Origin of the sequence: Pseudoalteromonas sp. P80D2, from assembly GCF_036680945.1 — a bacterium.
GTDB lineage: Bacteria > Pseudomonadota > Gammaproteobacteria > Enterobacterales > Alteromonadaceae > Pseudoalteromonas > Pseudoalteromonas shioyasakiensis.
The window spans coordinates 1-24,455 of record NZ_JAZDAR010000035.1; the positions used below are offsets into that span (position 1 = coordinate 1).

General features: G+C 40.6%; 27 protein-coding genes. 22 read left to right on the forward strand and 5 right to left on the reverse strand.

Going from position 1 to position 24,455, the window contains the following annotated elements:
• The 10 genes from VRK28_RS09680 to VRK28_RS09725 form a co-directional block, all read left to right on the forward strand.
• A partial coding sequence (locus tag VRK28_RS09680) for a hypothetical protein (protein WP_332393854.1) occupies positions 1–552 on the forward strand: 552 nt, incomplete at its 5' end.
• 100 nt (positions 553–652) lie between these two features.
• Positions 653–1,072 (forward strand): hypothetical protein, encoded by a 420-nt coding sequence (locus VRK28_RS09685; RefSeq protein ID WP_062565552.1) that lies wholly within the window; start codon positions 653–655, stop codon positions 1,070–1,072.
• 115 nt (positions 1,073–1,187) lie between these two features.
• Entirely contained in the window at positions 1,188–1,466 is a 279-nt protein-coding gene (locus VRK28_RS09690; protein ID WP_055022527.1) for a hypothetical protein, read from the forward strand.
• A gap of 116 nt (positions 1,467–1,582) precedes the next feature.
• Positions 1,583–2,089 (forward strand): hypothetical protein, encoded by a 507-nt coding sequence (locus VRK28_RS09695; RefSeq protein ID WP_062565551.1) that lies wholly within the window; start codon positions 1,583–1,585, stop codon positions 2,087–2,089.
• A gap of 115 nt (positions 2,090–2,204) precedes the next feature.
• Positions 2,205–2,537: a hypothetical protein gene (locus VRK28_RS09700; protein WP_062565550.1), complete on the forward strand. Its 333-nt coding sequence runs from the start codon at positions 2,205–2,207 to the stop codon at positions 2,535–2,537.
• A 109-nt stretch (positions 2,538–2,646) separates the two neighbouring features.
• Positions 2,647–2,898: a hypothetical protein gene (locus VRK28_RS09705; protein WP_062565549.1), complete on the forward strand. Its 252-nt coding sequence runs from the start codon at positions 2,647–2,649 to the stop codon at positions 2,896–2,898.
• Between the two features lie 129 nt (positions 2,899–3,027).
• A complete protein-coding gene (catB, locus tag VRK28_RS09710) occupies positions 3,028–3,657 on the forward strand; it encodes a type B chloramphenicol O-acetyltransferase (protein ID WP_062565548.1) in 630 nt (209 codons plus the stop codon).
• A gap of 134 nt (positions 3,658–3,791) precedes the next feature.
• Positions 3,792–4,190 carry a hypothetical protein gene (locus VRK28_RS09715; protein ID WP_062565547.1) on the forward strand — a complete coding sequence of 133 codons (399 nt, stop codon included), beginning with the start codon at positions 3,792–3,794 and terminating at the stop codon, positions 4,188–4,190.
• Between the two features lie 199 nt (positions 4,191–4,389).
• The gene (locus tag VRK28_RS09720; RefSeq protein ID WP_063527368.1) at positions 4,390–4,605 is read left to right on the forward strand and encodes a hypothetical protein; all 216 of its coding nucleotides are present in this window, start codon (positions 4,390–4,392) and stop codon (positions 4,603–4,605) included.
• A gap of 488 nt (positions 4,606–5,093) precedes the next feature.
• Positions 5,094–5,996, forward strand: coding sequence for an alpha/beta fold hydrolase (locus tag VRK28_RS09725; RefSeq protein WP_062565546.1), 903 nt, complete (start codon positions 5,094–5,096; stop codon positions 5,994–5,996).
• Here the strand turns inward: VRK28_RS09725 and VRK28_RS09730 are convergent.
• The 3 genes from VRK28_RS09730 to VRK28_RS09740 all read right to left on the reverse strand — a co-directional run bounded on the left by VRK28_RS09730 (position 5,929) and on the right by VRK28_RS09740 (position 10,594).
• Positions 5,929–7,413, reverse strand: coding sequence for a tetratricopeptide repeat-containing sulfotransferase family protein (locus tag VRK28_RS09730; protein ID WP_062565545.1), 1,485 nt, complete (start codon positions 7,411–7,413; stop codon positions 5,929–5,931). The genes VRK28_RS09725 and VRK28_RS09730 overlap by 68 nt on opposite strands.
• Before the next feature lie 145 nt (positions 7,414–7,558).
• Positions 7,559–10,144: a TonB-dependent receptor plug domain-containing protein gene (locus VRK28_RS09735; RefSeq protein ID WP_062565544.1), complete on the reverse strand. Its 2,586-nt coding sequence runs from the start codon at positions 10,142–10,144 to the stop codon at positions 7,559–7,561.
• Positions 10,145–10,441: 297 nt separating this feature from the next.
• Positions 10,442–10,594, reverse strand: coding sequence for an oxidoreductase-like domain-containing protein (locus VRK28_RS09740; protein WP_082401749.1), 153 nt, complete (start codon positions 10,592–10,594; stop codon positions 10,442–10,444).
• Between the two features lie 106 nt (positions 10,595–10,700).
• On the opposite strand from VRK28_RS09740, the gene VRK28_RS09745 reads away from it, so the two are divergent.
• Entirely contained in the window at positions 10,701–11,111 is a 411-nt protein-coding gene (locus tag VRK28_RS09745) for a hypothetical protein (RefSeq protein WP_054563995.1), read from the forward strand.
• A gap of 88 nt (positions 11,112–11,199) precedes the next feature.
• On the forward strand, positions 11,200–12,561 hold the full coding sequence (locus VRK28_RS09750; protein ID WP_054563996.1) for a leucyl aminopeptidase family protein: 1,362 nt from the start codon (positions 11,200–11,202) through the stop codon (positions 12,559–12,561).
• A 1-nt stretch (position 12,562) separates the two neighbouring features.
• On the opposite strand, the gene gloA2 is transcribed toward VRK28_RS09750, so the two are convergent.
• Positions 12,563–12,949 carry an SMU1112c/YaeR family gloxylase I-like metalloprotein gene (gene gloA2 / locus VRK28_RS09755; protein ID WP_062565543.1) on the reverse strand — a complete coding sequence of 129 codons (387 nt, stop codon included), beginning with the start codon at positions 12,947–12,949 and terminating at the stop codon, positions 12,563–12,565.
• A 69-nt stretch (positions 12,950–13,018) separates the two neighbouring features.
• Entirely contained in the window at positions 13,019–14,092 is a 1,074-nt protein-coding gene (locus VRK28_RS09760) for a ketoacyl-ACP synthase III (protein ID WP_054563970.1), read from the reverse strand.
• Between the two features lie 151 nt (positions 14,093–14,243).
• Here VRK28_RS09760 and VRK28_RS09765 point away from each other — a divergent pair, with 151 nt between their 5' ends.
• The 10 genes from VRK28_RS09765 to VRK28_RS09810 all read left to right on the forward strand — a co-directional run bounded on the left by VRK28_RS09765 (position 14,244) and on the right by VRK28_RS09810 (position 24,287).
• A complete protein-coding gene (locus VRK28_RS09765) occupies positions 14,244–15,554 on the forward strand; it encodes a metal-dependent hydrolase family protein (protein WP_332393858.1) in 1,311 nt (436 codons plus the stop codon).
• 8 nt (positions 15,555–15,562) lie between these two features.
• Positions 15,563–15,967 carry a nuclear transport factor 2 family protein gene (locus VRK28_RS09770; protein ID WP_054563972.1) on the forward strand — a complete coding sequence of 135 codons (405 nt, stop codon included), beginning with the start codon at positions 15,563–15,565 and terminating at the stop codon, positions 15,965–15,967.
• 17 nt (positions 15,968–15,984) lie between these two features.
• A complete protein-coding gene (locus VRK28_RS09775; RefSeq protein ID WP_332393859.1) occupies positions 15,985–17,196 on the forward strand; it encodes a sensor histidine kinase in 1,212 nt (403 codons plus the stop codon).
• The gene (locus VRK28_RS09780) at positions 17,193–17,726 is read left to right on the forward strand and encodes a response regulator transcription factor (RefSeq protein ID WP_062565540.1); all 534 of its coding nucleotides are present in this window, start codon (positions 17,193–17,195) and stop codon (positions 17,724–17,726) included. Before VRK28_RS09775 ends, VRK28_RS09780 begins: the two co-directional genes overlap by 4 nt.
• Before the next feature lie 152 nt (positions 17,727–17,878).
• A complete protein-coding gene (locus VRK28_RS09785; RefSeq protein ID WP_054563975.1) occupies positions 17,879–18,283 on the forward strand; it encodes a DUF1761 domain-containing protein in 405 nt (134 codons plus the stop codon).
• A gap of 39 nt (positions 18,284–18,322) precedes the next feature.
• Positions 18,323–18,574 carry a hypothetical protein gene (locus VRK28_RS09790; protein WP_054563976.1) on the forward strand — a complete coding sequence of 84 codons (252 nt, stop codon included), beginning with the start codon at positions 18,323–18,325 and terminating at the stop codon, positions 18,572–18,574.
• A 147-nt stretch (positions 18,575–18,721) separates the two neighbouring features.
• Positions 18,722–18,991 (forward strand): CBU_0592 family membrane protein, encoded by a 270-nt coding sequence (locus VRK28_RS09795; RefSeq protein WP_054552127.1) that lies wholly within the window; start codon positions 18,722–18,724, stop codon positions 18,989–18,991.
• A gap of 183 nt (positions 18,992–19,174) precedes the next feature.
• Positions 19,175–21,157 carry a TonB-dependent receptor plug domain-containing protein gene (locus VRK28_RS09800; RefSeq protein WP_244269391.1) on the forward strand — a complete coding sequence of 661 codons (1,983 nt, stop codon included), beginning with the start codon at positions 19,175–19,177 and terminating at the stop codon, positions 21,155–21,157.
• 23 nt (positions 21,158–21,180) lie between these two features.
• Positions 21,181–22,920 carry a sensor histidine kinase gene (locus VRK28_RS09805; protein WP_062565539.1) on the forward strand — a complete coding sequence of 580 codons (1,740 nt, stop codon included), beginning with the start codon at positions 21,181–21,183 and terminating at the stop codon, positions 22,918–22,920.
• Entirely contained in the window at positions 22,917–24,287 is a 1,371-nt protein-coding gene (locus VRK28_RS09810; RefSeq protein WP_062565538.1) for a sigma-54-dependent transcriptional regulator, read from the forward strand. The genes VRK28_RS09805 and VRK28_RS09810 overlap by 4 nt, the downstream gene beginning before the upstream one ends.
• Positions 24,288–24,455: the final 168 nt, after the last annotated feature.

Here is a 24,455-nt window from a genome sequence, read left to right on the forward strand (position 1 = left end):
CTCAGTCCAACAAGCGATTATGCAACACAAACTGCGTGTCGCATAAATACTAAAATGTTAAGCATCAGTCCTATGAATTCACATTGTCACATTTGCAATAGAGAACTAGAAGTTAAGGGTGATCCATTATCGATCGATTGTGGTGGTGATTGCTGGGGATGCATAGGTGAAATTGAAGCTGACCAAGGCTATGAACCATCCATAATTCAGGTAAGGAAGGAGTTTTCTGAGGGATTAAGGCCGGACTGGATGCCAAGCACTGAAACTAGTTGTGAATTGGATTCAGAATCTAGATTGCATATTCAGGTTAAGCTATCTCGGCCTCTCGGAGAACCATGGAATGACGAACTGTTCGAGTTGAAGATAATTTCTAAAGGATCGAGAATGGAAGAAGAAGTTATCGAGCAAGTGCTTCTAACTACAAGCTCAAATGGCGAGTGTATTTACACCTCATCAGCTAAAACACCGAAAAATGGTTCGGATTTATGGTATTTCATAGTCCGTAAAGAAAACGAGTGGGGTTATCCAGTTTCAGGAGCAAGAAATGCTTAACAAGCAGCAGCAACGGACTGTCAAACCTGTCACTCAAATTGCTGCGCAATTACGTGCCAGCTTTGCCAGCCGCTGTGCTGGGCGTTAGGTGTACATATAGATGCAACCCAGATTAGAGCTCGAGTTTTTGCAAGATGATCCATCCAAAATATGGGTTAAGGCATGCAATGAGCGATTCGCAGGAGAAACGGAGCAGTATTTTAATGCTCAATCGCTGCGTGATCTCGCAGAAAATTTGTCTAGTTTTCCCAAGTCTAATTCGGATGAAATAATCTTCGAAGTAGGTGAAGTCGACTCATCTTATGGACACTGTTTTCTTAAGTTTTATTGCATCGATTCTGCTGGCCATACTGCTGTATTTATTTCAGTTTCAGATGGCGAATCGAATTCAGCAAAATTTACGGTTCAATTTGAAGTTTTATCATTGGATATGTTTGTTTCTTCAATAAATTTCGCTTTAAAATCGGGTAATGGTGTTTCCGAATTAATTGGTATTAATGCATATACACAAAACATTTGAGTGTAAGTACACCTAACAAGCGCATTAAAAATGGACGTCTAAAGTTTGGCTGGCGCCCATTCTTCGCGATTTTAGCCAAGCTTTATCCGCCCATTATGCGGGCGTTAGGTTACTAATGAGTACAGATATAGAACCGATGTATATTGATTGCGGTAAGCATGGAAAGCGAGTGGCTGCCGTACTATGTGGTCATCTTGTCAAACCTGAGGGAGAGCCTCTCGGTTTCATTGAAAATTCAAGCGTTCCAAATGATCTTCAAGCTTGGTGTTATCAATGTGAGGCTGTTTTTGAGGAAGAGGACGGCATGACAGAAAGATTCAGAGAGTTTAATCAAATGTCAGTCGTATGTGTTAACTGTTACGAACAAGCAGCACAGTATCACAATGTAGATTGAGGTTCGTAACCTAACAAGCTGTTTAAAATGGACGCCTTACTGCTTGGCTGGCGCTCATTCTTCGCTAATTTTAGCCAAGCGTAATCCGCCCATTAACAGGGCGTTAGCAGTCAAAAGTGAACAACGAAAATTTTACCTTCAAATTATCAACATTAATTCTGAACATACTTCTTTTTATTGGTGGAGTGTGGCTGATCAATGCTTTGTGGCAAGATCTTGTTGATAGCGTTGTTAATTTTAATGAGTTAAGTGATTTTTACTTTATTGTTTTTGTTGCGTGTCTCATATGGATTGTATTGTGTGAATTTGGTTATCAAATAATGCTGTTCTTCCCACGTGGTAGAGCATTGGAGCTTAACTCTGATTCTTTAAAAGTTTGCACAGTTTTTGGGATGAAGACCATACCTAAAAAAGCCGTGAGAGGTTGCAAAAATCCAGTTCATAGAGCTACTGGAGGCCTAAAAGCCGGTCTCGTAATTATCTCAGTTGCTCCAGAGTACAGAGTTATGGGGCCTTATGGTTTCAAAATTAACCCGCAGTTTTATGGCTCTTCAGTAGCTGGTGAAAATGAAGTCTCTTTAGTTAAAAAAATAAGAGCATGGCGGAAACAAAGCAACTGCTAACAAGGCCGTTAAACAAAGGACACAAAACAGCAGGCTTGTGCTCCTTCGTCGCTAATTTTAGCCTGCTATTTTGTGCCGTTTACGGCAAGCGTTATGTATTTCTTAGGTTTTGAGTATGAAAACAATTAGGTGGGCAATAATCACCATAATCTTCGCTTTAAGTGCATATTTTGAAGTTGTGTGGATTTATTATCCTGTTTCAGTACTTTTCTTCATTTTTGCGTTAATGGGGACTGTTGCTTTATTTACAGTAAATAGTACTGACTTTGCCCAAGGAGCAATAGACCGAAATTTAGGTTGGGCTTTGTATATTAATAGCTTTATTAATACTGGAGTTCTAATTTATCTAGGGTGGAATATTGTTGCATTGCTCTATGCAGTGATGATTTGTATGGGCTTATCAAAAAGGTTAACTGGTTTGTATAAGCTAAGGTTAAAAAATACATAACAAGTGCCTAAACCTAGGGACGCAAAACAGCAGGCTTGCGCTCCTTCGTCGCTAATTTTAGCCTGCTATTTTGCGCCGGTTAGCCAAGCGTTATAAGCCAAAGGAAGATATGAGTTTACCGAAGGAACAATTAGCTAAAGTTAGAACTCCTTTTAGGGTGCTTGCGGGTTTCATCTTTGTACTCTCATTGTTTGCTATTTTAGCTACGGTAACTTTTGCGTTCACTGAACCATATGATCATAGTATTTGGCTATTAGGTATCGTGACGTTTGGTATGTCATATATATCAGGGCATGTTGTATTTACGGGTTATGCCCCCAAGTTTTTACTGTTTACGCATGGTGCTAAAGATGGCTTATAACAAGTTGCTCAAGTTCGTTCGTAAACTCACTGGGACAATTAACAGTTGGCTTGGCGCTTCGCGCAAGTATTGCCAACAGTCAATTGCCCCTTAGCAAAGCGTTATGTGCTTCTAGGATAAATTAAGATTATGAATTATTTTGAATCTCCTTTTTCGGGGATCACGTTAAAGCAACAAGTGACAAACCCGAATATTATTGTAGGCAAGCATAGCTACTATTCTGGTTACTATCACAACCATAGCTTTGATGACTGTGCTCGTTATCTCAGTCCGGACAGAGATGATGTTGATAAGCTTATTATCGGTAGTTTCTGTTCAATAGGCTCCGGCGCGGTGTTTATGATGGCGGGAAATCAGGGGCATAGAAACGATTGGATTAGTACATTTCCATTCTTTTACCAAGACAATGAGATTTTCGCCGATGCTACTGATGGATTTCAACGCGCAGGTGATACTGTAGTTGGCAATGATGTTTGGATTGGTTCAGAAGCAATGATTATGTCTGGCGTCAAAATAGGTCATGGCGCCATCATCGCAAGTAGAGCTGTCGTAACCAAAGATGTAGCGCCATATGAGGTTGTCGGTTCAAATCCAGCAAAACATATTAAGTTCCGTTTTTCGGAGTCAGAGATAGCCATGTTGCTTGAAATGCAGTGGTGGGATTGGCCTGAGAGCGTTTTAAAGGGCGGTATTAAGCACCTTTGCTCCTGTGACATTGAAAACCTTTACAATTATTGGAAGCAGGAAGTACGCACATAACAAAGCGTTTAAGAGGGATTTGGCACGCGTGGCATTTTTGGTTTGCGTTGGGTTCAGTGTTTACGGTGCATTGCAGAAGCTTATGTATTGCGTGCCGGCACCCTTAACGCGGCGTTATATTCTCAGGAGGTATAATGATTAGCACATTATTACTTGTGGTTGGTGTCCAATTTGGCGTAACTAAAGCATGCAATGACCCTGATGTTGATTTGCTAGATGAGCCCATAAGCATCGCAGCACCAATAGAAGGTAAAGACAGTATTTTTGAACCCAGTACAATACGGTTCAATTCTTCTTTACCTTCTGCTTGTGCAGTAACAAATACAGAAGCCACCGTGGAATTTGATGTATCAAATGAAGGTAAAGTAATAAATTTAAAAATATTGAGTATTAATCCACCACGAATACATTCAAGGGTCATATTAAGAGGGCTGAGAAAAGCAATAGTCTTACCTAATGCATTTGGTACAGACGGTAATAAAGTACATGTTAAATACGTACAGTTTAAAAAGAGAACAGAACAAATTAATTAAACAATGGACATAGAACAGCGGGGTTGCGCTCATTCTTCGCTTAGTTTAGCCTGATATTTTGCGCTGTTTATTATGGCATTATGTTTAATTTATGATTCGATATTGTATTCTCGTTTGTGTTGGGGTCGTTTCCGGATGCTCATTATTATTAATAGGTGAAAATGTTGTTTCTATTTCGGGTGAAGTAGAAGGAGACTGTTTGCTTTCATTAATCCCCAATGATGCCGAAATCATTCATAACTTTTATACCCGAGATGTAAGTGGAAAATTCAATGAAGGATTTACGGTATTATCTAGAAGCGATATTTATAAAGTAACAGTAAGCTGTAATGGAACTTTGGTTTATTCAACTGTAATAAATTACCCAGAAGAAATGGATAAATTTAATTTGGGTGTCATTAGCCTTAGTGATTAAACATAACAAGCCAATTAAGGTGTGACTGCTAACGCTTGGCTCAGTTTCGCTTCGCTACACAAGTTTAGCCAAGCATTATCAGTCTCTTAGTGTTGAGCTACCAAATAAATACTCTAAACATTTTTGTCCTAATATGGTCATGCTCAACGTCTAGTCACACTCAATGATGGCCTAATGACCGCACATGGCACAATGCCGTCTCTCCAGAATATGTTAATTACGTAGCATTAAAATCACCAAACAAACTTCTTCAGCACTTTTTCATAGCCTTTTTGTTAGAGATCATTTAGCCAAAGGCTTCTGTAACTCGAACTTCTAACATCGATAAATAATGGCTCTGCATTGGTGTTACAATTTAGTCAAAATCTCATCGTGCCTGAGATTCTCATTTTGAATGGCAATCGCCACACACCAAAACTTGCTTTGCTGAATAGACTGGCGTAACTTAACACTGGTACGATGAGTCTATAAGAATAAAAAGGTCAAACGTGACGATTAAACAAGAATCGGTGTTTATTAAACTCGCCGAAAGCCAAACCTTACATTTACGCCGTATCAGTAAGACTGATGCGAAAGGCCCTGCGGTGTTTTTTATGCATGGTGCCGTTGAAAATGGCAAAATCTTTTACACCCACAGCAATAAAGGTTTAGCGCCATTTTTAGCTGAGCATGGCTATGTTTGCTATGTGGCAGATTTACGTGGTCGTGGTGAGAGTAAACCTGCGATTTCAAAGCATGCAAAGTATGGTCAAACCGAGGCTATTTTAGAAGATATCCCTGCATTTTTAGATAAAATTAAGCAGCTTGAAGGCGAGCCTGCGCGTTATTGGGTGGCGCACTCGTGGGGCGGGGTGTTAATGAACAGTGTGTTTGCCCGTTTTCCTGAGTTGATTGATGATGTGAAAGCCTGCGGTTATTTTGGTTCTAAACGGTCTTTGTATAACCATCACCCAAGCAAGTATATTCAAGGTAATTTGATTTGGTATGGTTTGGCGCCATTAGTTGCCCGTAAGCATGGTTTTGTGCCTGCTAAAAAGCTGAAATGGGGCAGTGATGATGAAACCCGTAAATCACATTATCAAAGTATGCAGTGGGCTAAGCGTAAACCTTGGGTCGATACTGACGATGGCTTTGATTACGCCAACGCATTAGCTGATAAGGCGCTGCCGCCCATTATGCATGTGGCGGGTATTAAAGATAAAGCCCTATGCCAGCCGATTGATATTGAAAAATTTATGGAAGAGTCGGGCATCGGCAAGCAAACGATGACCATTTATGGCCGTAAGTTTGGCCATAAGGTCGATTATGATCACATAAATATGCTTACTCACCCACAGGCGCGTTTTGATCAATTTGTTGACTTGTTGAACTGGTTTGAGACTCACGCATAAGCGTGTGCATTGCGCTCTCGTAGCGTTTGTATTTCTCTAATGCTTTATCACTTAACGGCTGTCTTACAGCCGTTTTGCTGAGCGTTGCCACCGGTTTTTTTGACTTATAAAAATCTAAAAACTGTGTGCTGTACTCAATGTTTAAGAACTTACACAGGGCTGTTAGTGTTTGTTCGCTGTCACTGATAAGTGCTTCATAGCTTAAATCAAAAACCGCCTCTGGCATCACGTTTTGCCAATGCTCCATTAACTGCTGATACAAATCAAAATACTGTTTAAACTCTGGGAGTGAACAAAAATAAGGTTCGTTTTCAGCAAAATAGTTGCTAAAAACTGACCAAGCCATTGCATTATACTCGCGCTGCATATTAATAAACTTGGCGTTAGGAAAGAGTAAGTAAATCAATCCAAGTGACTGATAGTTAGCTGGTAGCTTATTGATCATAAAGGGGCGCACAACTGGGGCTTGCTTTATTCGTTCAATATAAATATTGCGGGCATTGTTAATTAGCCCTTGGTTCAGCTCTGCTAAGCAATCTGGGTAGGGGAGTTGCGTTTGTTGTTCAAGGTATGCAACAACCTGATTACTGATACTGGCATCTTCGCCAAGGCTGGCAAAGTCATTGTGGCTTGCCAGCATTTGCTCTACCAGCGTTGAGCCACTTCTTGGCATGCCAATTATAAAAATGGGTGTGATTGTGCCTGTGAATGTTTTGTCTCTGGCATCAATTAGCTCGGCAGTATTTTGCTCTATGATGCGCTGATAAAATGGTACTAAGTCACGGGTTTTAAACTGCGTGAGTTTTGTTTGTAGCTTATTAGCAAGGCTGAAGTAGTTAAAAGCTTGTCCTGTATCATTTAACTGATCATAGCTTTTACCCAGTGCATAATAACACACCATTTTTAAGCGCAGATTATTGGTTAAAGTTAAAAACTGGTGTAGCTCATTTATGTAATTTTGTTCGTTGTTAAAACGTCCAAACTGCACTAACTCAAATAAAATGTATGCTTTTACAGGGTAATTTCCCATACCAAGGGCATGCTTTAAAATAATGTACGCTTTGTCTAGCTCACCATAGGTTAGATAATGCTGAGCAAGATAGTAATGTGGCTCAGGGTTATGGCTGGCAATTGATTTAGCATATTCTAGTACAGTTAATGCATCTTGCGGTGAATGCACGCCATTAAAAGCATCGGCAAGAGCATGGAGCGGTTCAAGCATGTGAGGTAGTCGTTCACAGGCTCTTTGTAGAAGGTAAACCGCAGCATCATAACGTTCTAAACGCAGTGCAATACGGCCCAATCCAAATAACGCTTCGCCATTTTCAGGATCTGAATCGAGAATGGTTTTAAAATGAAACTCAGCCTCTTTAAGCTTGTTTTCATTCAGTAGTTGATTCGCTTTTTGTAACAGCATAGGAATGGCGGGTTATTTGTTATTTTTATTTACTATAAAACGAAAAAGGCGAAATGTCTTTCGCCTTGGTTAACTATAAATATCCAGAATAAATCCGGGGTATCGACTTTCTAGGTTGATTGCTCAACCTAGAAAGCTGTTCTATTTAGAAAGTATACGTAGCTTTCACGTAATAGAAGCCGCCGTTGATACCATATGGCGACGTTTCGTAGTATTTACCACCCCAGTTATTGTTAGGGATGCCAGTACTGTCATAGAAATCAAGTTTCTCTGCTTCTTGGTCGAATAAGTTTGTCGCACCTACAGAGAAGCTAAGCTCTTCAGTTAGGAAGTAAGTCACTTCTGCATCAATCGTTACTGCAGCATCAGCTGTTTTCGCTGTTGCATCGTAATCTACGTGTACGCCTTGGTATTCGCCATAGTAGTTAACACGTGTAAATGCAGAGAAATTCTCCCACTGTTGTGCCCAGCTAAGCGTTGCTCGGTGATTTGGTAAGTCATTTTCTAAACGGCTTACTTTAAACTCACCAGTAATGTCTGTTGACTTAGTTACTTCAGTGTCGTTCCAGTTATACGCTAAGCTGAATGTTGAGCTACCGCCTAACAAATCAGTTGAGTAGTTAGCTACAGCATCAACACCTTGGGTTGTTGTATCAAAGTCATTCGTGAAGAAGCTTACTTGCGCTAAGTTTTGTACGTTTGGTACGCCTGCTGCTTCAAGTGTGTCTTTATCAGCTTGGCTTAACTCAATTTTATCTGATTGACTGATACGGTCATCAACTTGGATGTTGTAGTAGTCAACTGTGAAGAATAAGTCACCAATTGTCCAAACTGCACCAAATGTATAGCTTTGTGATTCTTCAGGTTCAAGCTCTGTACCACCTAATTGCACGGCAATTGGGTTTGTTGGTGGTAAAAGTGCTGAGTCAACAAGAACACCGCTGCTTAGGTTTGTTTGAACGTTACTTACATTTGCTTGACCAACAGTTGGTGCACGGAAACCTGTACTGATTGAACCACGAATGTTTAAGTCTTCAGTTAAGTGGTATTGACCAGTTAACTTGTAGTTAGTTGTTGAACCAAATGAATCATAATCTTCATAACGTAGTGCTAAGCCCATTAGGAAGTCTTCTGTGAATGGTGCTTCAACATCAACGTATGCAGCATAGTTACGACGTGTATACTCGCCCGCATCAGATGGTTTGAAACCAGGGAAACCATTTGAACCGATACCAAAACCTTGTTCTGTTAGTGGGCCAGCTGTGAAAGACGCTTCGTCACCAGAAACAACTGTGAATGTTTCTTCGTGCCATTCTAGACCACCGGCAACGTTTACATCGTAAGCTAAGCCAAAGTCAAAACCTTTTGATAAATCTGCGTTAAAGTTTTTCTCTAACTGTGAGTATTTACCTGGGCTGAAATCGCGCGGGCTTTCTGGGCCTAATGATGCATTGATTGTGTCGTAGATGAAGTAACGAGATTCGTTGTAACCAACTGTACCGCTTAAGTCATAGTAAGCACCTTCAAGGAAACCAGAAGTGATTTCACCTTTAGTACCAATTGTTAATGCAGTATCTGTGATGTTACCACCGAAGTTAGGTGTAAAACCGCCTGGAAGCATTTCGTTAAATGCAAAACAGTCTGGGTTGTTAGCAACTAGATCGATGTATCTTTGGTTATCTAAAACGTTATCATCAATCATGATATCGGTAGGACAGTTACCGCTCATATCGCCAGTTAAATCACCAACAAGCAGTGTTTCACCGCCGTCATTTGAGTAAACACCTGGGCGAGTGTGTGGGTTACGATAGTAGAAACCACCACGTACGTCACGCTCAGAGTAGTTACCAAACATGTAGAATTCAGATGAGTTGCTTAACTCAAGACCAATGTTACCAAAGATTGTAATATCATCATCAACTTCAGGTGCCCCCCAAATTTGTGCTAAAGAAGATACTTCAGGTACACCAGCTGCGTTAAGTGCCGCAGCATCAGGGCGTTGTACTGAACGGCTAGTTGCATCAGCTGTTTTATATTGGAAGCTTAAGTTAGCAAAACCACTATCGGTAAATGGTAGACCTACGTTACCTGAAATTTGTGTTGTATCGCCATCACCTTCGTAGTATTCGCCTTGACGAATTTCGAATGAACCACCTTCAGAGGCATCTTTTAATACAAAGTTCATTACACCAGCGATTGCATCAGAACCGTATTGTGCCGCAGCACCGTCACGAAGTACTTCTACTTGCTTTAGGGCAATACTTGGAATAACTGAGATATCAGCACCTTGAGCACCATCATTGATACCACCACCTAAGAAGGCAATAACTGATGCGCGATGACGACGTTTACCATTAACAAGTATTAATGTGCTGTCAGAAGGAAGACCACGTAAGTTAGCAGGGCGTACAAGTGACGCTGCATCACTAATTGGGTTTTGGTGAACGTTAAAAGAAGGAACTGAGCCTTTTAAAAGCTCTAGCATATCGGTGTTGCCGCCTTTATCTAGCTCTTCACCACCAATGATATCAATTGGCACCGGTGAATCACCGATTGAACGTGGCGCAGAACGAGTACCTACCACGGCAATTTTTTCTACGTTTTTGTTAACTTTCGTTTCTTCTGCTGCTTGCTCTGCAGCAACAACCGAACCCGACACAAACAGACCTGCTGTTGTTGTCGCTAGAGCAAATTTAATTGCTTGTTGTAGCGCATTATTTTTGAATTTCATTCTGACTTCCCCAGTTAGAATATTTATGATTATGTCACCGAAGTTAAATAATAAACTTGGTGTAAATCTCTTATACAGCCTGTAAATTTATTTTGCAAATTGTTAATGCGATGTTGTTTTTGGCGTTTTTATTTGCACGTTATTATTGTTTTTTTAATTATGTGCATGAAATCAAAAGGGATAATTTATTCTTGTTTTTTCTTTTAAGCGTAAGAAAGTATATAAAATATCTAAAAATATTTTAAAAAAGGAATTTTTTGATTGGTTTTTAAGCGAAATTGGATTTGGAACGGTCTATTAGGCTTGTTGCGGAATGTTGTTTAATTGCCATTGCTTTAATTTTTCTCGGTATTCATCCCAAACACATGGGCAACAACTACCACCACCACAACATTCATCTGGGGCCGGCTTTTGGGGTTTTGGCTCAGCCTGTTGTATAGGTGTGTTCATGTTTAATACTGAAAAATAATTACGAATAGAGTATTAAGAATAAAACAAAAACTAATATAAGTAAATTATGCTTTGTGAACTTCACATGCTGTGTGAAAATAACCAAATGCGATTATACAAAGTTATTCATCGAGCCCCATTCAGAGTGGCTAAAATTACCAAAAAGCGTCAGACTCTACGCTTCAAGCGCGCTATGGTAGCACTTAAAATCGCACTTGCCCAAGAAAAGCAAGAAACAAAAGAGATGCTTCATATCTATAGGCGATACACCCAAGGCCAAGCTACTAAAGAAGAATTGCATACTGCCAATGAGCAATTTTTAGATATATTAAAAGGACTCGGTTTGGGCGTATTTGCTGTATTACCCTTTGCACCCGTGACAATTCCTTTGGTTGTAAAACTGGGGCAATGGGTTGGTGTTGATGTGCTACCTAGCTCATTCAATATCAATAAGTCGATTAAAGAGATTGATCAACAAGTAGAAAAAGAAGAAAAAGAGAAGCAAAACAAAGACTGATTAGGTTTTGCTTATCTGATTTTGCCTATACCTTTTGTATCAAGATATTGGTATGCTTAAATACCTTTTCTTTATATCGAGTCGTTTAATGAGTTCATTAATTCGCCATTCTTCTACGGGAATTCCCCTGTCATTTATTGCTAAAGCTGACCTATCAACGTGGTTAACCGAGCAGCCGCAAGCCTTACAAAATTGGCTAACGAATTGTGATTTTAAAAACAAAGGCATGGCCTTAATTGCTGATAGTGAAACCGGTTCACTTGAGCATGTGTATTGTTTAGTTAATGATTTACAAGACTTTTGGTTAGCAGGTGACTTATCAACAAAACTGCCAGCAGGTTGTTATCAAATTCAAGGTGATGACAAATTTGTAGAACAAGTAGCGCTGGGTTTTGTGTTAGGTGGTTACGAGTTTAGTGAATATAAAGAAAAACCATCGCCACGTGCCACACTAGCTATTAAAGATGAAAGCTTAGTTAAGCGTCTATCGCAGCATGCAAGTGCTATTAATTTAGTGCGTGATTTAGTTAATACGCCTGCTGCAGATATGATGCCGCAACACCTATCACAAGTGATGGCTGATTTAGCCGACACCTTTGATGGTGAGTTTAGTGAGTGGGTTGGTGATGAATTATTAGAGCAAAACTACCCGACAATTCATATGGTTGGTCGTGCGTCTGAGAATAAGCCTCGCTTACTTGATTTACGCTGGGGCGCAAAAGATGCTCCACAGATTACCTTAGTCGGTAAAGGCGTGTGTTTTGATTCAGGTGGTTTAGATTTAAAACCAAGCTCAGGCATGCGTAATATGAAAAAAGACATGGGCGGTGCCGCGCATGTTATTGGTCTTGCCCAGTTAATTATGGCTGCCAACTTACCAATTCGCTTACGAGTACTGGTACCTGCGGTTGAAAATGCGGTTTCTCGAAATGCATTTAGACCAGGTGATGTGATCAAAACTCGCAAAGGGATCACAGTAGAAATTGATAACACGGACGCTGAAGGTCGTTTAGTGCTGTGTGATGCACTTGCTGAAGCACAAAATGATAACCCCGATCTTATCGTTGATTTTGCAACTCTGACTGGTGCTTGTCGTGTAGCCCTCGGCACTGAATTACCGGGCTTTTTCGCAAATAACCGTGATGTTGCTAACAAATTGATGGATGCAGGCGAAAGCTGCCATGATCCTGTATGGCAACTTCCGTTATTTGATCAATATAAAGCATTATTAAAAAGTGACGTAGCTGATATTGCTAACTGTGCTTCCACTCCTTTTGGTGGTGCGATCACTGCTGCTCTTTATTTAAAAGAGTTTATTGAGCCAAGTACTCCTTGGGTTCACTTTGATGTTATGGCTTGGAACTTACGTGCATTACCAGGTCGCCCTACAGGTGGTGAGGCATTGGGTATTCGCGCCGTGTTCAATTACTTACAAGATCGCTTCCAATAATCTAGAGTTGGTAAAGCTCTAACGGTAAATCATCGGGATCGGCAAAAAACGTAAATTGCTTCCCGGTGATTTCATCCACTCTTATTTCTTCAACCGAAATGCCTTGTTGTTCTAAGTACTGCTTAGATTTTGCAATATCAGCAACTTTAAACGCCAAATGGCGTAGCCCTTGTGCCTCTGGATAGCTGGGTCTTTGTGGCGCTCCAGGAAACGAAAACAATTCTAATTGGCTACCATCAGGAAGTGCTAAATCTAACTTATACGAGTTACGTTCAGCACGGTATAGTTCGTGGATAATCGGCAGTTTTAATACTTCATTATAAAAATGCTTTGATTTTTCATAGTTGCTACAAATGATTGCAGCGTGATGTATGCCTAATAATTCCATTATATAGTCCATTTTTTGCTCATAAAAAAACGCGGACTAAGCCGCGCTTTTCTATAAATAATAGGGGTATTATTCTGCCGCTTTACATGCTGCAACAGCTGGTGCAACAAGTTCAAGGCCTGTTTTATCACACTCAGGTAAGGCTGCATCAGACACTGCAATAGGTGTCACGCGTTCGCCCCATTTAATGTAACTTGCCGCCCACGTTAAACCTGCACCAAAGGCCGCTGACATAATGTTTGAGTTAGGTTTGATAAGGCCTTGCTCAACAGCTTCACAAATTGCAATCGCAATTGTTGCAGCAGACGTATTACCGTAGTCGGCAATGTTCACCATTACTTTTTCATCAGCTACTTTCAAACGTTGCTGAATAGCTTGGATAATACGTAAATTGGCTTGGTGAGGAACTAATACGTCAATGTCATCAAGCTCTAACTGTGCTTGGTTCAGCACGTCGTCACAAGCTTCACTCATACCTTTAACAGCACGCTTGAAGATTTCGCGACCTTCGAATAATAAGTTAGACGGGCCAATTGGCTCGTACTTATTTAAATCGCTACCAAAGTTTTCGATGTGCAAGATATCGCGGTCTTCACTGTCACAGCCTGTTTTAGTCGCAAGTAAACCTGATGGTGTATCTGAAGCTTCTAAAACAACCGCACCAGCACCATCACCGAATAATACAGCACTGTCGCGACGCGCCCAGTTGATGTACCAAGTCATGCGCTCAGCAGCAATAACAACCGCTTTTTTGATCATGCCTGCACGAATTTGTGCCGTTGCTGCTTGTAATGCATATAAAAAGCCTGAACATGCAGCGTTAGTATCCATTGCTGCTGCGCCAACCGCACCAATGTTTTTCTGCACTAAAGAGGCCGTATTTGCCACCATAGTTGATGGTGTACAAGTCGCAAGAAGTACAAGATCAATGTCTTTACCATCAACACCAGCACAAGCAAGGGCTTGCTTTGCGGCAACGGTCGCTAAATCGGCAGTAGAAACATGGCTGACACGGCGAGATTTGATGCCTGTACGTGTTGTGATCCATTCATCATTGGTATCAACAATATTGCTAATTTCATCATTGCTGATGCTTGCTGGTGGTATACATTTACCCCAGCCAGTAATTTGGGCATAAGACATAATGTGTTCTCTTTATGTGGTCAGACTTGTTAAATTTTTCCGAAGTTATATCAAAATTCACTTGTTAACACTAGTTCATTGCCGCGCTATGTCGTAAATAATGGCATTTACTGAGTATTTAAGTTAAACCTAGTATAAAAAAGAGGCGATTATGAAAAAAATAAACCTAAAAATAAGTACATTATCGGTACTGTCTTTATTATCTTCGTTTGCTGTTAATGCACAAACCACCATTATTCATGCTGGAAAGATTCTGGTAGGCACTGATCAAGATGTCAAAGAGCAGCAAACGCTGGTTATTGAAGACAATAAAATTGCCGCAATAAAAGCTGGTTTTCTAACAAAGCAGCAATTAAACCTCAGTGATGCAGATGTTATTGATTTAAAAAATCAGATGGTATTGCCGGGTCTGATTGATATGCACGTTCATGTTACCTTTGAGCGAGATGCAAAACGTAACCCACACCAATGGGCAACTGAATACGAAGCCGATTACGCTCTTCGCTCTCTAAAGTACTTACAACGTACGGTTGATGCAGGTTTTACCTCTGTGCGCGACCTAGGTAGCAGCTATCAAGTTATCTTTCCATTAAAGCGAGCAGTTGAACGTGGCGACATTGTTGGCCCGCGCATTTTTGCAGCGGGAGATATGATCACACCGACCGGTGGTCACGGTGATATGCATGGCTATCGCCGTGATATCACCAAAGCGACAGAAGGGGGTGGCTTAGGGGTGTGTGATGGCGCTGCCGATTGTACTCGTGCAGTACGCGATGTAATTAAAAGCGGTGCAGATGTAATTAAAATTACCGCGACAGGTGGTGTATTAAGTAATACAGCGGCAGGGGTTAATCAGCAATTTACTGATGAAGAACTCAGTGCCATTGTAAACACAGCCCATCATTTAGGCCGCAAAGTGACCGCTCATGCTCATGGCACAGAAGGTATAAAAGCAGCACTTAGAGCAGGTGTTGATTCAATCGAACACGGCTCTTTTTTAGATAAAGACACGGTTAAGCTTTTCAAAAAGCAAGACGCTTATTTAGTTCCAACCTTACTCGCTGGCGCAACAGTTAAAGAAGAGGTACTTAATAATCCGAATATGCCAAAAGCAATTGCTGATAAGGTCGAAGTAGTTGCGCCAAAAATGGAAGCATCGTTTAAATTGGCGTTAAAAAACAAGGTTAAAATAGCCTTTGGTACAGATTCAGGCGTATCTAAGCATGGTGATAATGCTAAAGAGTTCGAGTTATTAGTTAAATATGGCATGACACCAAAACAAGCTATTAAATCAGCCACCATTGAAGCTGCTAAACTATTAGGTCAAAGTGATAACCTCGGTGACTTGAGTGTTGGTAAACAAGCAGATATTATCAGCGTGAATATGAATGTACTTGATAACATTAGTGAACTTAGTCAGGTTCAGTTTGTTATGAAGGGCGGTAAAGTGCTCAAACAGTAAGGGTTACTATGGGCGGTAAAATTAAAGAGACGTTATTTAATCATTTAATTGATGCAGAGCGACAGCTCCTTGAGCCAGAGGTACGTCAATCTGCTGAAGCGCTTGATGCATTACTTGATGATGATTTTATTGAAATAGCCGCTGATGGCACGTCATTTAATAAGTTCCAAGTTTTAACCCGCCTACCAACTGAGGTGGTACCGCAGTTTTATAATCAACATTTTAAAGGCCGAATGCTCAGTGATGATATTGCACAGCTAAGCTATCAAGCGGCCTTTAGACGTTCAGCTCGCTCAGAGTTTAACTACTCAGTGCGTATGTCACTGTGGCGTTTTAATGGTAAACAATGGCAAATGGTGTTTCATCAAGGAACGCCTTGTGCTGTTTTTACAATTTCAATGGACGATGATTAAGCTTTAAAGAGTCCGTTATGCAAACCGATCCGGCGATCAGTCGCCTACTAATTTTAAGAAGCGCCGCAATCGCCGTGCAGTTTGTTGCTGTGATTGCGGTATATTTTCTGTTTGAATACCAAATTCCATTATTACCTTTACTTGCTGTAATTTGTATTGAAGCAATCTTTCAGCTGTTAAGTATATTCGCTTATAGAAAAGTAACGAAAGCCAAGCCAGCAGCTGTGTTGATGCAGTTGACAGCCGACTTATTGTTTTTAACTATTTTGCTCTCCTTAAGTGGTGGAGCAACAAATGCATTTGTTTCGTTATTACTGTTACCGATAATGATAGCGGCGGTGACGGTTAATGCGAAAGGGCTTGCTTACACGGCTGTGCTGGCAATCGCCGCTTATAGTTTTTTACTGATAAAAATGCCCGAACACACCATGCACCAAATGCAGATGACTCATCATTTTATTGGTATGTGGATTAACTTTGTTATCAGCGCCATCGTTATTGCCTTTGTAATTGGCACATTAAACAGCACGTTAAGAGCCAGAGAAGCTACTATTTCCCGTACCCGCGAGCAACAATTAAGGCATGAGCAATTATTAACGCTTGATGGCGCTGCCGCACAAGTAACGCATCAACTTGCAACGCCGATAGCAAACTTACAGCTGTTATTTGAAGAGCTTAAAGAGCAACAAGCTGATGACCCCATTGTGCATGAAATGGCCAAGCCATTAGCTCAGTGTAAAGAGCAACTTGCTCATTTTAGGTCACTTTCAAATGCACTAAGAACTGGTGAAACACAACAAGTGATTAGTGCTAAAGCACTGCAAAATACCATTCAAGATGCGATGACTCTGCATTTTCCTGAGCAAAGCTTACAGTGGCTAAATGACGCCCCTGATTGTTCGATTTTAAGTGATGCTATGCTGTTACCGGCTATTTTAAACTTGTTACAAAACGCCGTATCGGCAAATAACCATAATCAGCAATACAACATCGAAGCTAAATGGCAAATCGATGAGCAAATACTTTCATTGTCGTTACGTGATTTCGGTCAAGGATTTAGCGAGCAACAAATGGCATCATTAGGCGGTCAGCTCATGCCAAGTAGCGATGGAATGGGAATGGCAGTTATGCTTTCTAATGTAACCTTAGAGCGCTTAAATGGCTCATTAACACTAAGTAATCACCCACAGCAAGGCGCGATTGCGATGGTTAGTTTAAAAATTGTATGAAACTTTTAATTATTGAAGACGATGCAAACCTTGCCAGCACGCTTGCGAGGCGCTTTACAAAACAAGGCTTCACATGTTCACTTGCTCATAACGCTGAGCAAGCTTTACAAAAAACAACCACTTTTGAGGCAAGCCACTTTCTGGTGGATTTAAAACTCGGGGATGATAACGGCCTTGCGCTAATTAAACCTTTAAGAGAACAATTTCCTTCAGCTCGTATCGTATTGCTCACGGGGTTTGCCAGTATTGCCAGTGCAGTAGAAGCTATACGTTTAGGTGCTGATGACTACTTACCAAAGCCTGTCGATTTCAATTCATTATTAAAAACAATCTTGGGTGATGTTGAAGCTGGTGCCTCATCGGTAAACCCAGAGCCAAGCCAAATAATGTCGCCAGAGCGTCTTGAGTGGGAGCATATTCAACATGTATTGCATAGCAACAATGGTAATATCTCTGAAACTGCGCGCCAACTGAATATGCACAGAAGAACCCTACAACGTAAATTACAGAAAAAACCCGTACAACACTAAATTGATTGTTTATTAAACTGAAATAATTCTGCGGTTAATCCTAAAGTATGGTTTAGATATTAATAGGTACAAAACTCAGCCTTTTTGATTTGCTGCATCGCTGATCCTTAACTAAAGTCAAATTAAACCTGTTAGTTGTATGAGTCTGGCGTATGCATTTTTCAGAACTTAATTACTTCGCGATCTTTTTTGCTGCCCTTGCATCTTTCTTATTGGGCGCTGTGTGGTATTCACCTTGGCTTTTTAAACGTATTTGGATGGAAAGCTGTGGTTTAACTGAACTTGACCTACAGAGTATTAACCCAGTTATGGTGTTTGGCGGTAGCTTTGTTTTATGTTGTTTAATTGCATTTAGTTTATCGTTATTTATTGGCGCAAATGTCAATGTGGGAGTAGCTGTTGGCACAGGGTTTATTATTGGCTTGTGCTGGGTTAGCTGTGCCTTAGGTATTGGCTATATTTTTGAACAACGCCCATTAAAATTGTTCTTAGTTAATGCAAGTTATTCAATATTACAGTTTTCTGTTATCGGCTTAGTTTTGGGGCTCTGGCCCTAACATGTTAAGGTAAGGTTTTATTTTAGCAATGTAGTTGTAATGGCAAAACCAAACAAAAAAGGCCCGACCAAAACAGTCGATATTTTTTGCTCACAATGTAAAACCCAATTATTTAAATACCGCAAAGGTGGAAAAGGAGCGTTGGTTAAATGTTTTGTTGAACGTATTAGCCAAGACTTTACCAATGAAACAGGTATCTGCCCTGACTGCCAACGTCAATTCGCCCGCGAAACAATGATCCGCGGTGCACCTGCTCTAAAAATTATCGGTGGTAAGGTAACGCATAAATAGAATTAAAATACGGACATTTATCCTCGTTTATCCCTCATGCTCTGATACTATTGACCGGTTTGCTGTTTCAATGAATGAAAACAACCCTCCCCATGGATTGGGCCAGTTGTATGGGTATAAACACATGAACAAAATGGATTCACGCACGTGATAGCACTTTTATTTGATATTATTGGCATGACAGGCACATTCTTAGTGGTTGGTGCTTTCTTTTTATTACAACTGAATAAAGCATCGCCAACCGGCCTTGTGTATAACATGATGAACTTAACAGGTGCGATTCTGTTACTGATTAGTCTTTGTTATAACTTTAACCTTGCTAGTTTTGTTATCGAAATTTTCTGGATAGCGGCGTCACTTATTGGTTTATATAAGTACATCAAGGCAAAGCGTACTGGTAATGTTGAAACAGCTTAATTAAGCTTAGCTCAATAAAATTAAAACCCATTTTTAGCTGAAAGTGGGTTTTTTTGTATCTACTTCCGAGAAGTCTTCAACTAAAACTATAAAAACATTGCAAGCTTGCCAATCTTTTGTATTAATAGTGTAAACAAGGTGTTGCTTTTGCAGCATGGGCTATTAGTACAGGTATCTCGCAGCGTGAAGCTTTTAAGATGTTCAGCACTTTTTTCAATTGCAGTTGCCTCAACCATTCCAATGGTTGCAAATGCGACTGACGAGCAAGACTTATTCTCTTTAAGTTTTGAAGACTTGCTTAATGTGCAAGTCGATATTGCTAGTAAAACCAGCGAAACCTTGTCATCTGTTCCTTCAACCATGAGTGTATTTAGCCGTAAACAAATTCAAGCGCTTGGTGTTGATAACGCCTATGAGGTAATGAATTTTGTGCCAGGTATGCAATCAACCCGTGGCGATTGGGTTGGTGCTGTGCCTAAAGATCATGCTCGGGGTGTATACCTTGATAGCGGCAATGTACTGGTGATGATCAATGGTGAGCGTGTCAATGAATCATCATTTGGTAAAGCCTCTGTTTACATGCCTTATATTCCTATTGAAATCATTGAAAAAATAGAGTTTATTCGCGGTCCAGGCTCGGCGCTGTATGGCAGTAATGCGTTTTTAGGGGTGATGAATATTGTTACCTCTAAAGAGCGAAATGCTCTGCAACTTGTGGTTGGCAATAATGGTCGCTACGGGGCAACAGGGCAGTTCAATACCTCTTTTAATGATGATACATCACTCTTTGCGAGTTTTTCGTATGATCAAAAAGACGGCGAAAGCTACCCGCAAGGAGTAAAAGATCCTCTTGAAGCGCTTTACCTAGAAGCAGGTGTTGATTACAAAAAGCTGCAATTACGTGCTCGTTACAACGAAACCTCTCTTGATGAATTTTTAAACCTTGCCGGCTATTCAACGCAAAACCAACACACTAGTGATAACACTTTTGTTGGCATTAAATATAATTGGATTAATAACGACAAGTTAAAGCTAGACTCTAGTTACTCGTACACTAAACATAATATCTCAAGTGCTGGTTTAATCGCTGCGTTTGACGATATACCTGACTTTTTACTTGGTCCAGCTTGGCAAACGATCGATAGCAAATTTGAGACTGAACTGAGTTATCAATTTGATAATCAATGGCAGCTTGCCGCTGGTATAGAATACGCAGAGGCTAAACAAGTCGAAGCTGGGGTACGTACTAATTACTATGATGATGAGTCGATGTTAGTGATTATTGACCCCGCTTATTATCAGCAAGGTATTGTGACGGTGATGGACTTTCCTGAATTTGCATCACTTAAATATACCTTCGAAACATATAGCGCCTACGGGCAGTTAAAAATACCTTATTCAGATGCACTTACTTTATTTGTAGGGGCACGCTATGACGATGTGAAAGACATCGACAGTAAACTTTCGCCTCGCCTTGCGGGTGTTTATGTAATAAATCCAGAGCATACCGTAAAAGTGCAATATGGCGAATCGTTCAGAACCCCGGTTACTAATGAGCTTTTTTCAAATGATGATGTCACAGTAGGTAACCCATCACTTCGCTCTGAATCGGTCAAAACCACTGAGCTTGTTTGGCATTATCAAACCTCAGAGTTACAGGCTAATGCGGTGCTTTTTTATAATGAACTCAATGATTTTATAAACATTGAGCCAACGCAATCTAATGATGCCTTGTTTACTTTTACAAACTCATTTAACACCCAAAACAGCGGTATTGAACTTGATGGTACTTGGCAATCGAGTAAAGAGTTCTCTGTAACAGGTACTTATACGCAATACTTTGAAGACCCAATTAATGCGAGCTTTAAGCGTTTTGCAAGCTTAGTGAGTAGTTATAATTTATCTGACAGCTGGCAAGTGAGTTTAAACCTACTATGGCGTGATAAAGTAGAAGTAAGTTCAGTTACCGGTGCTCACTTTAAACAGTCTGCCTATAGTTTATTGGGTGGCAGCTTAAAATGGCAGCTAAACGCTAACAGCCAACTAATGCTCAAAGCAGAAAATCTGTTAGGTAAAAAATATAATGTGTTTGATCCACGTATGGACAATGGCGCTGTCGCTGGTACAACAGAAGATTTATCGTTACACTACCAGTTTAATTTCTAGTTGCGCTGCTCTCAAAGGTTTGAATGTCGTCATTAAGTAAAAAGTTAGTTATTGCAGGTGCAATGCTTTTATTGTTGCTTGTGTTAGTTTTTTACCTTGGACGCGCTCACGACTATCAACAAGCAGAGCAACAAAGCCGTGTTCAAGCTACTCAGTTAAGTCATTATTTTTCAAGCGAATTAGCCCGATTTAAAACAATTCCGACCCTAGTGAGTGCCAATGATTTAGTTAAATCTTTTGTGGTTAAGCAAGGTATAGGCGAGCAGGCTGTTAATTATTATTTAGAAGATATCCAACGTGCCAGTGGTGCATCAGATGTCTATTTAATGGATTTAACAGGCTCGGTGGTGGCAAGTAGTAACTGGCAAGTTGATTACACCTTTTTGGGTAGTAACTTTGCTTTTCGGCCTTATTTTTATTTAGCCAAGCAAGGTGAAAAAGTTGCTTATTTTGCTTTAGGTATGCGTTCCAGTGAGCGGGGCATTTACTTTTCAGAGCCCGTTATAGAGAAGGGCAAAGTGATTGCCGTTGTCACGTTAAAAGTGAATGCGAAAAAGTTTGAACAAGACCGACAGCTACTTAATGCATCAGACAGCACTCACTTTTATATCGCACTAGAAGATAGCGTCATAGTGATGTCAGACGTTGAGGACTGGCGATTAAAGTCACTTGAATCGCTTAACGACGAACAAATGGCTGCTTTGGTTAAGTCGAGACGCTATTTGTCACATAAACCGAGTTTACTTAAACATAATCATAAGTCTTTAAGTGAACAAACCGCACAGCAAAATATTCAGCTTAATGGCAAGCAAGCGCGCTTTATTAGTGCCACAGAAACAATAGACATTATAAACGCCAAAGCCAGTGTGCTGGTGGATGTAACTAATGTGGAGCTTGCGCAAATACCTCGGCTGCTTTGGTTTAGTGTGTTTTATGCTATTGCCGTGGTGTTAATTCATATGGCGATGGTGCGCTTTGCGGGCTACAAAAAGCTCTTGTTTTCAAGACATAGCCTTGAGCAAGAAGTAATTGAACGAACCCAAGCGCTCGAAAAAGCGCAAAAAGCACTGATCCAAACAGCTAAGCTTGCAACGATAGGTCAATTAAGTGCGGGCATTAACCATGAAATCAATCAGCCCTTAAGTGCCATGAACACTTATTTAGTAAGTGCAAAGAGGCTGCTTATTAAAGGCAATATTGAGCAAGCCAGCGAAAATTTAGTGCTGGTGCAATCCCTAATAGAGCGTGTTCACAAAATTGTCGCTCAGCTTAAGCATTTTAGTAAACCCGCACAAACCCAACTTAGGCAGCAAAGCTTAGCGAGCATGTTAAAAAATGCGTTAATGATCGCCAGCGCCCAGTTAAAGCAAGACGATATCGAGGTAAAAGCTGCTGATATTGATGCAAACATAACGGTGTGGGTCGACAGCGTTAAGTTTGAACAAGTCTTGGTAAACGTGATCACCAATGCCAGCCAAGCAATGAGTGAATCTGAAAAGCGCGAATTGAGTTTCGACCTCGAACTATTCGACGACCGCGTAAAACTCTCTATTCTTGATACAGGCCCAGGTATTGATCAACACGCATTAGGTAACATCTTTGAGCCATTTTACAGTACAAAAACCAGCAACGGTTTAGGTTTGGGTTTATCTATTTCACGACAAATTATCGACTCATTTAACGGTCGATTATCGGCGCATAACCGTCCTGAAGGCGGCGCACAATTTATAATAACCCTACAAACAAATAAGGAACCATCATGAGTGTAGTTGCAGCGACCTGTAATCAGGTAATCGTTATTGATGACGAAGCGGTGATCCGCGATTCATTAAAGCAACTCCTTGAGATTGAAGGTTATCAAGTTCAGTGTTTTAGTGAGCCAACTGCGGCACTTTCAAAATTAAGTCGTCGTTTTGAAGGGATCGTTTTAAGCGACATAAACATGCCAAAAATGGACGGTTTGGCACTTTTAGAACAAGTGAAAGCCTTTGATAGTGAACTTCCGGTTATTTTTCTTACCGGCTTTGCCGATGTATCTGTAGCTGTTAAAGCCATGCAGCTTGGCGCTTATGATTTATTCGAAAAACCTTTAACAGAGCAATTGTTAGATTGTATCGCGCGCGCTTCAGAAAAACGTGCTTTAGTGATGGAAAACCGCGCCTTAAAAATCGCAGTAGAGAAAACCTCTGCGCCGGGTGTGCGAATTTTAGGTGAAACCGAGCAAATGCAACAAATGATGCATTTACTCAATGCAGTTATCGATACTCCCGCTGATGTTTTAATAGAAGGTGAAACAGGAACAGGTAAGGAGTTAGTTGCCCGTTACTTGCACGATCAAAGTAACAGATCAGCGGCTAATTTTGTTGCCATAAACTGCGGTGCAATTCCCGAGCAACTGATTGAAAGCGAACTCTTTGGTGCAGCCAGTGGTGCATACACAGGTGCTACGCAATCTCGCCAAGGTAAATTTGAATTTGCTAAAGGCGGTACTGTCTTTTTAGATGAAATAGAGTCAACGCCTGCAAGTTTACAAGTAAAGTTATTAAGGGTGCTTGAAGAGCGTAAAGTAACGCCTGTAGGTGATAACCACGCCATTGATTTAGACGTGCGTATAGTTGCAGCTACAAAAGTAGACTTAATGACACTGGTCGAAGCGGGGGAGTTTAGAGCCGATTTATATTACCGCTTAAACTTAGTTAAAGTGAGTATTCCGGCATTACGAGACAGAAAGGCCGATATTCCACTGCTGTTTAAACATTTTAGCTCGATAGCAGCGACACGTTTTCATAAACCGCCTGCACCACTAAGTAGTGAAGCAAAGCAGCGACTTCTTGCTTACGATTGGCCGGGTAATGTGCGAGAGCTTAGAAATCAGGCTGAACGTGCGGTATTGCTAGGCTCTGATCTGGCCTTTGCCTCGTACAGTGATGCAAACAGTGACAACGAGCTTGCTCAAGACTTAAGCCTTGCTGAGAAAATTAGCTTTTATGAGCAGTCACTTATCGAAGAAGCGCTAGAACGAAACAATGGCAGCATAAAAGACACCATGGCCACATTACAAATTGCACGTAAAACCCTCTACGACAAGATGACCAAATACGGTATTAATCGCGAAATGTTCAAAGACTAAGCAACTCTCTCACATTAAACTCTTCACAATGGGTGGAACTGGTGACAGCACATTTTTAAAAATGTGTGGATATCCACCCATAAAAAACAGCCTCTTTTACGTCAATAAAGTTAATTTACTGTTATTTAACAGCTTTTTTAAAATTAACTAAGTTGGCAACCAACTTGC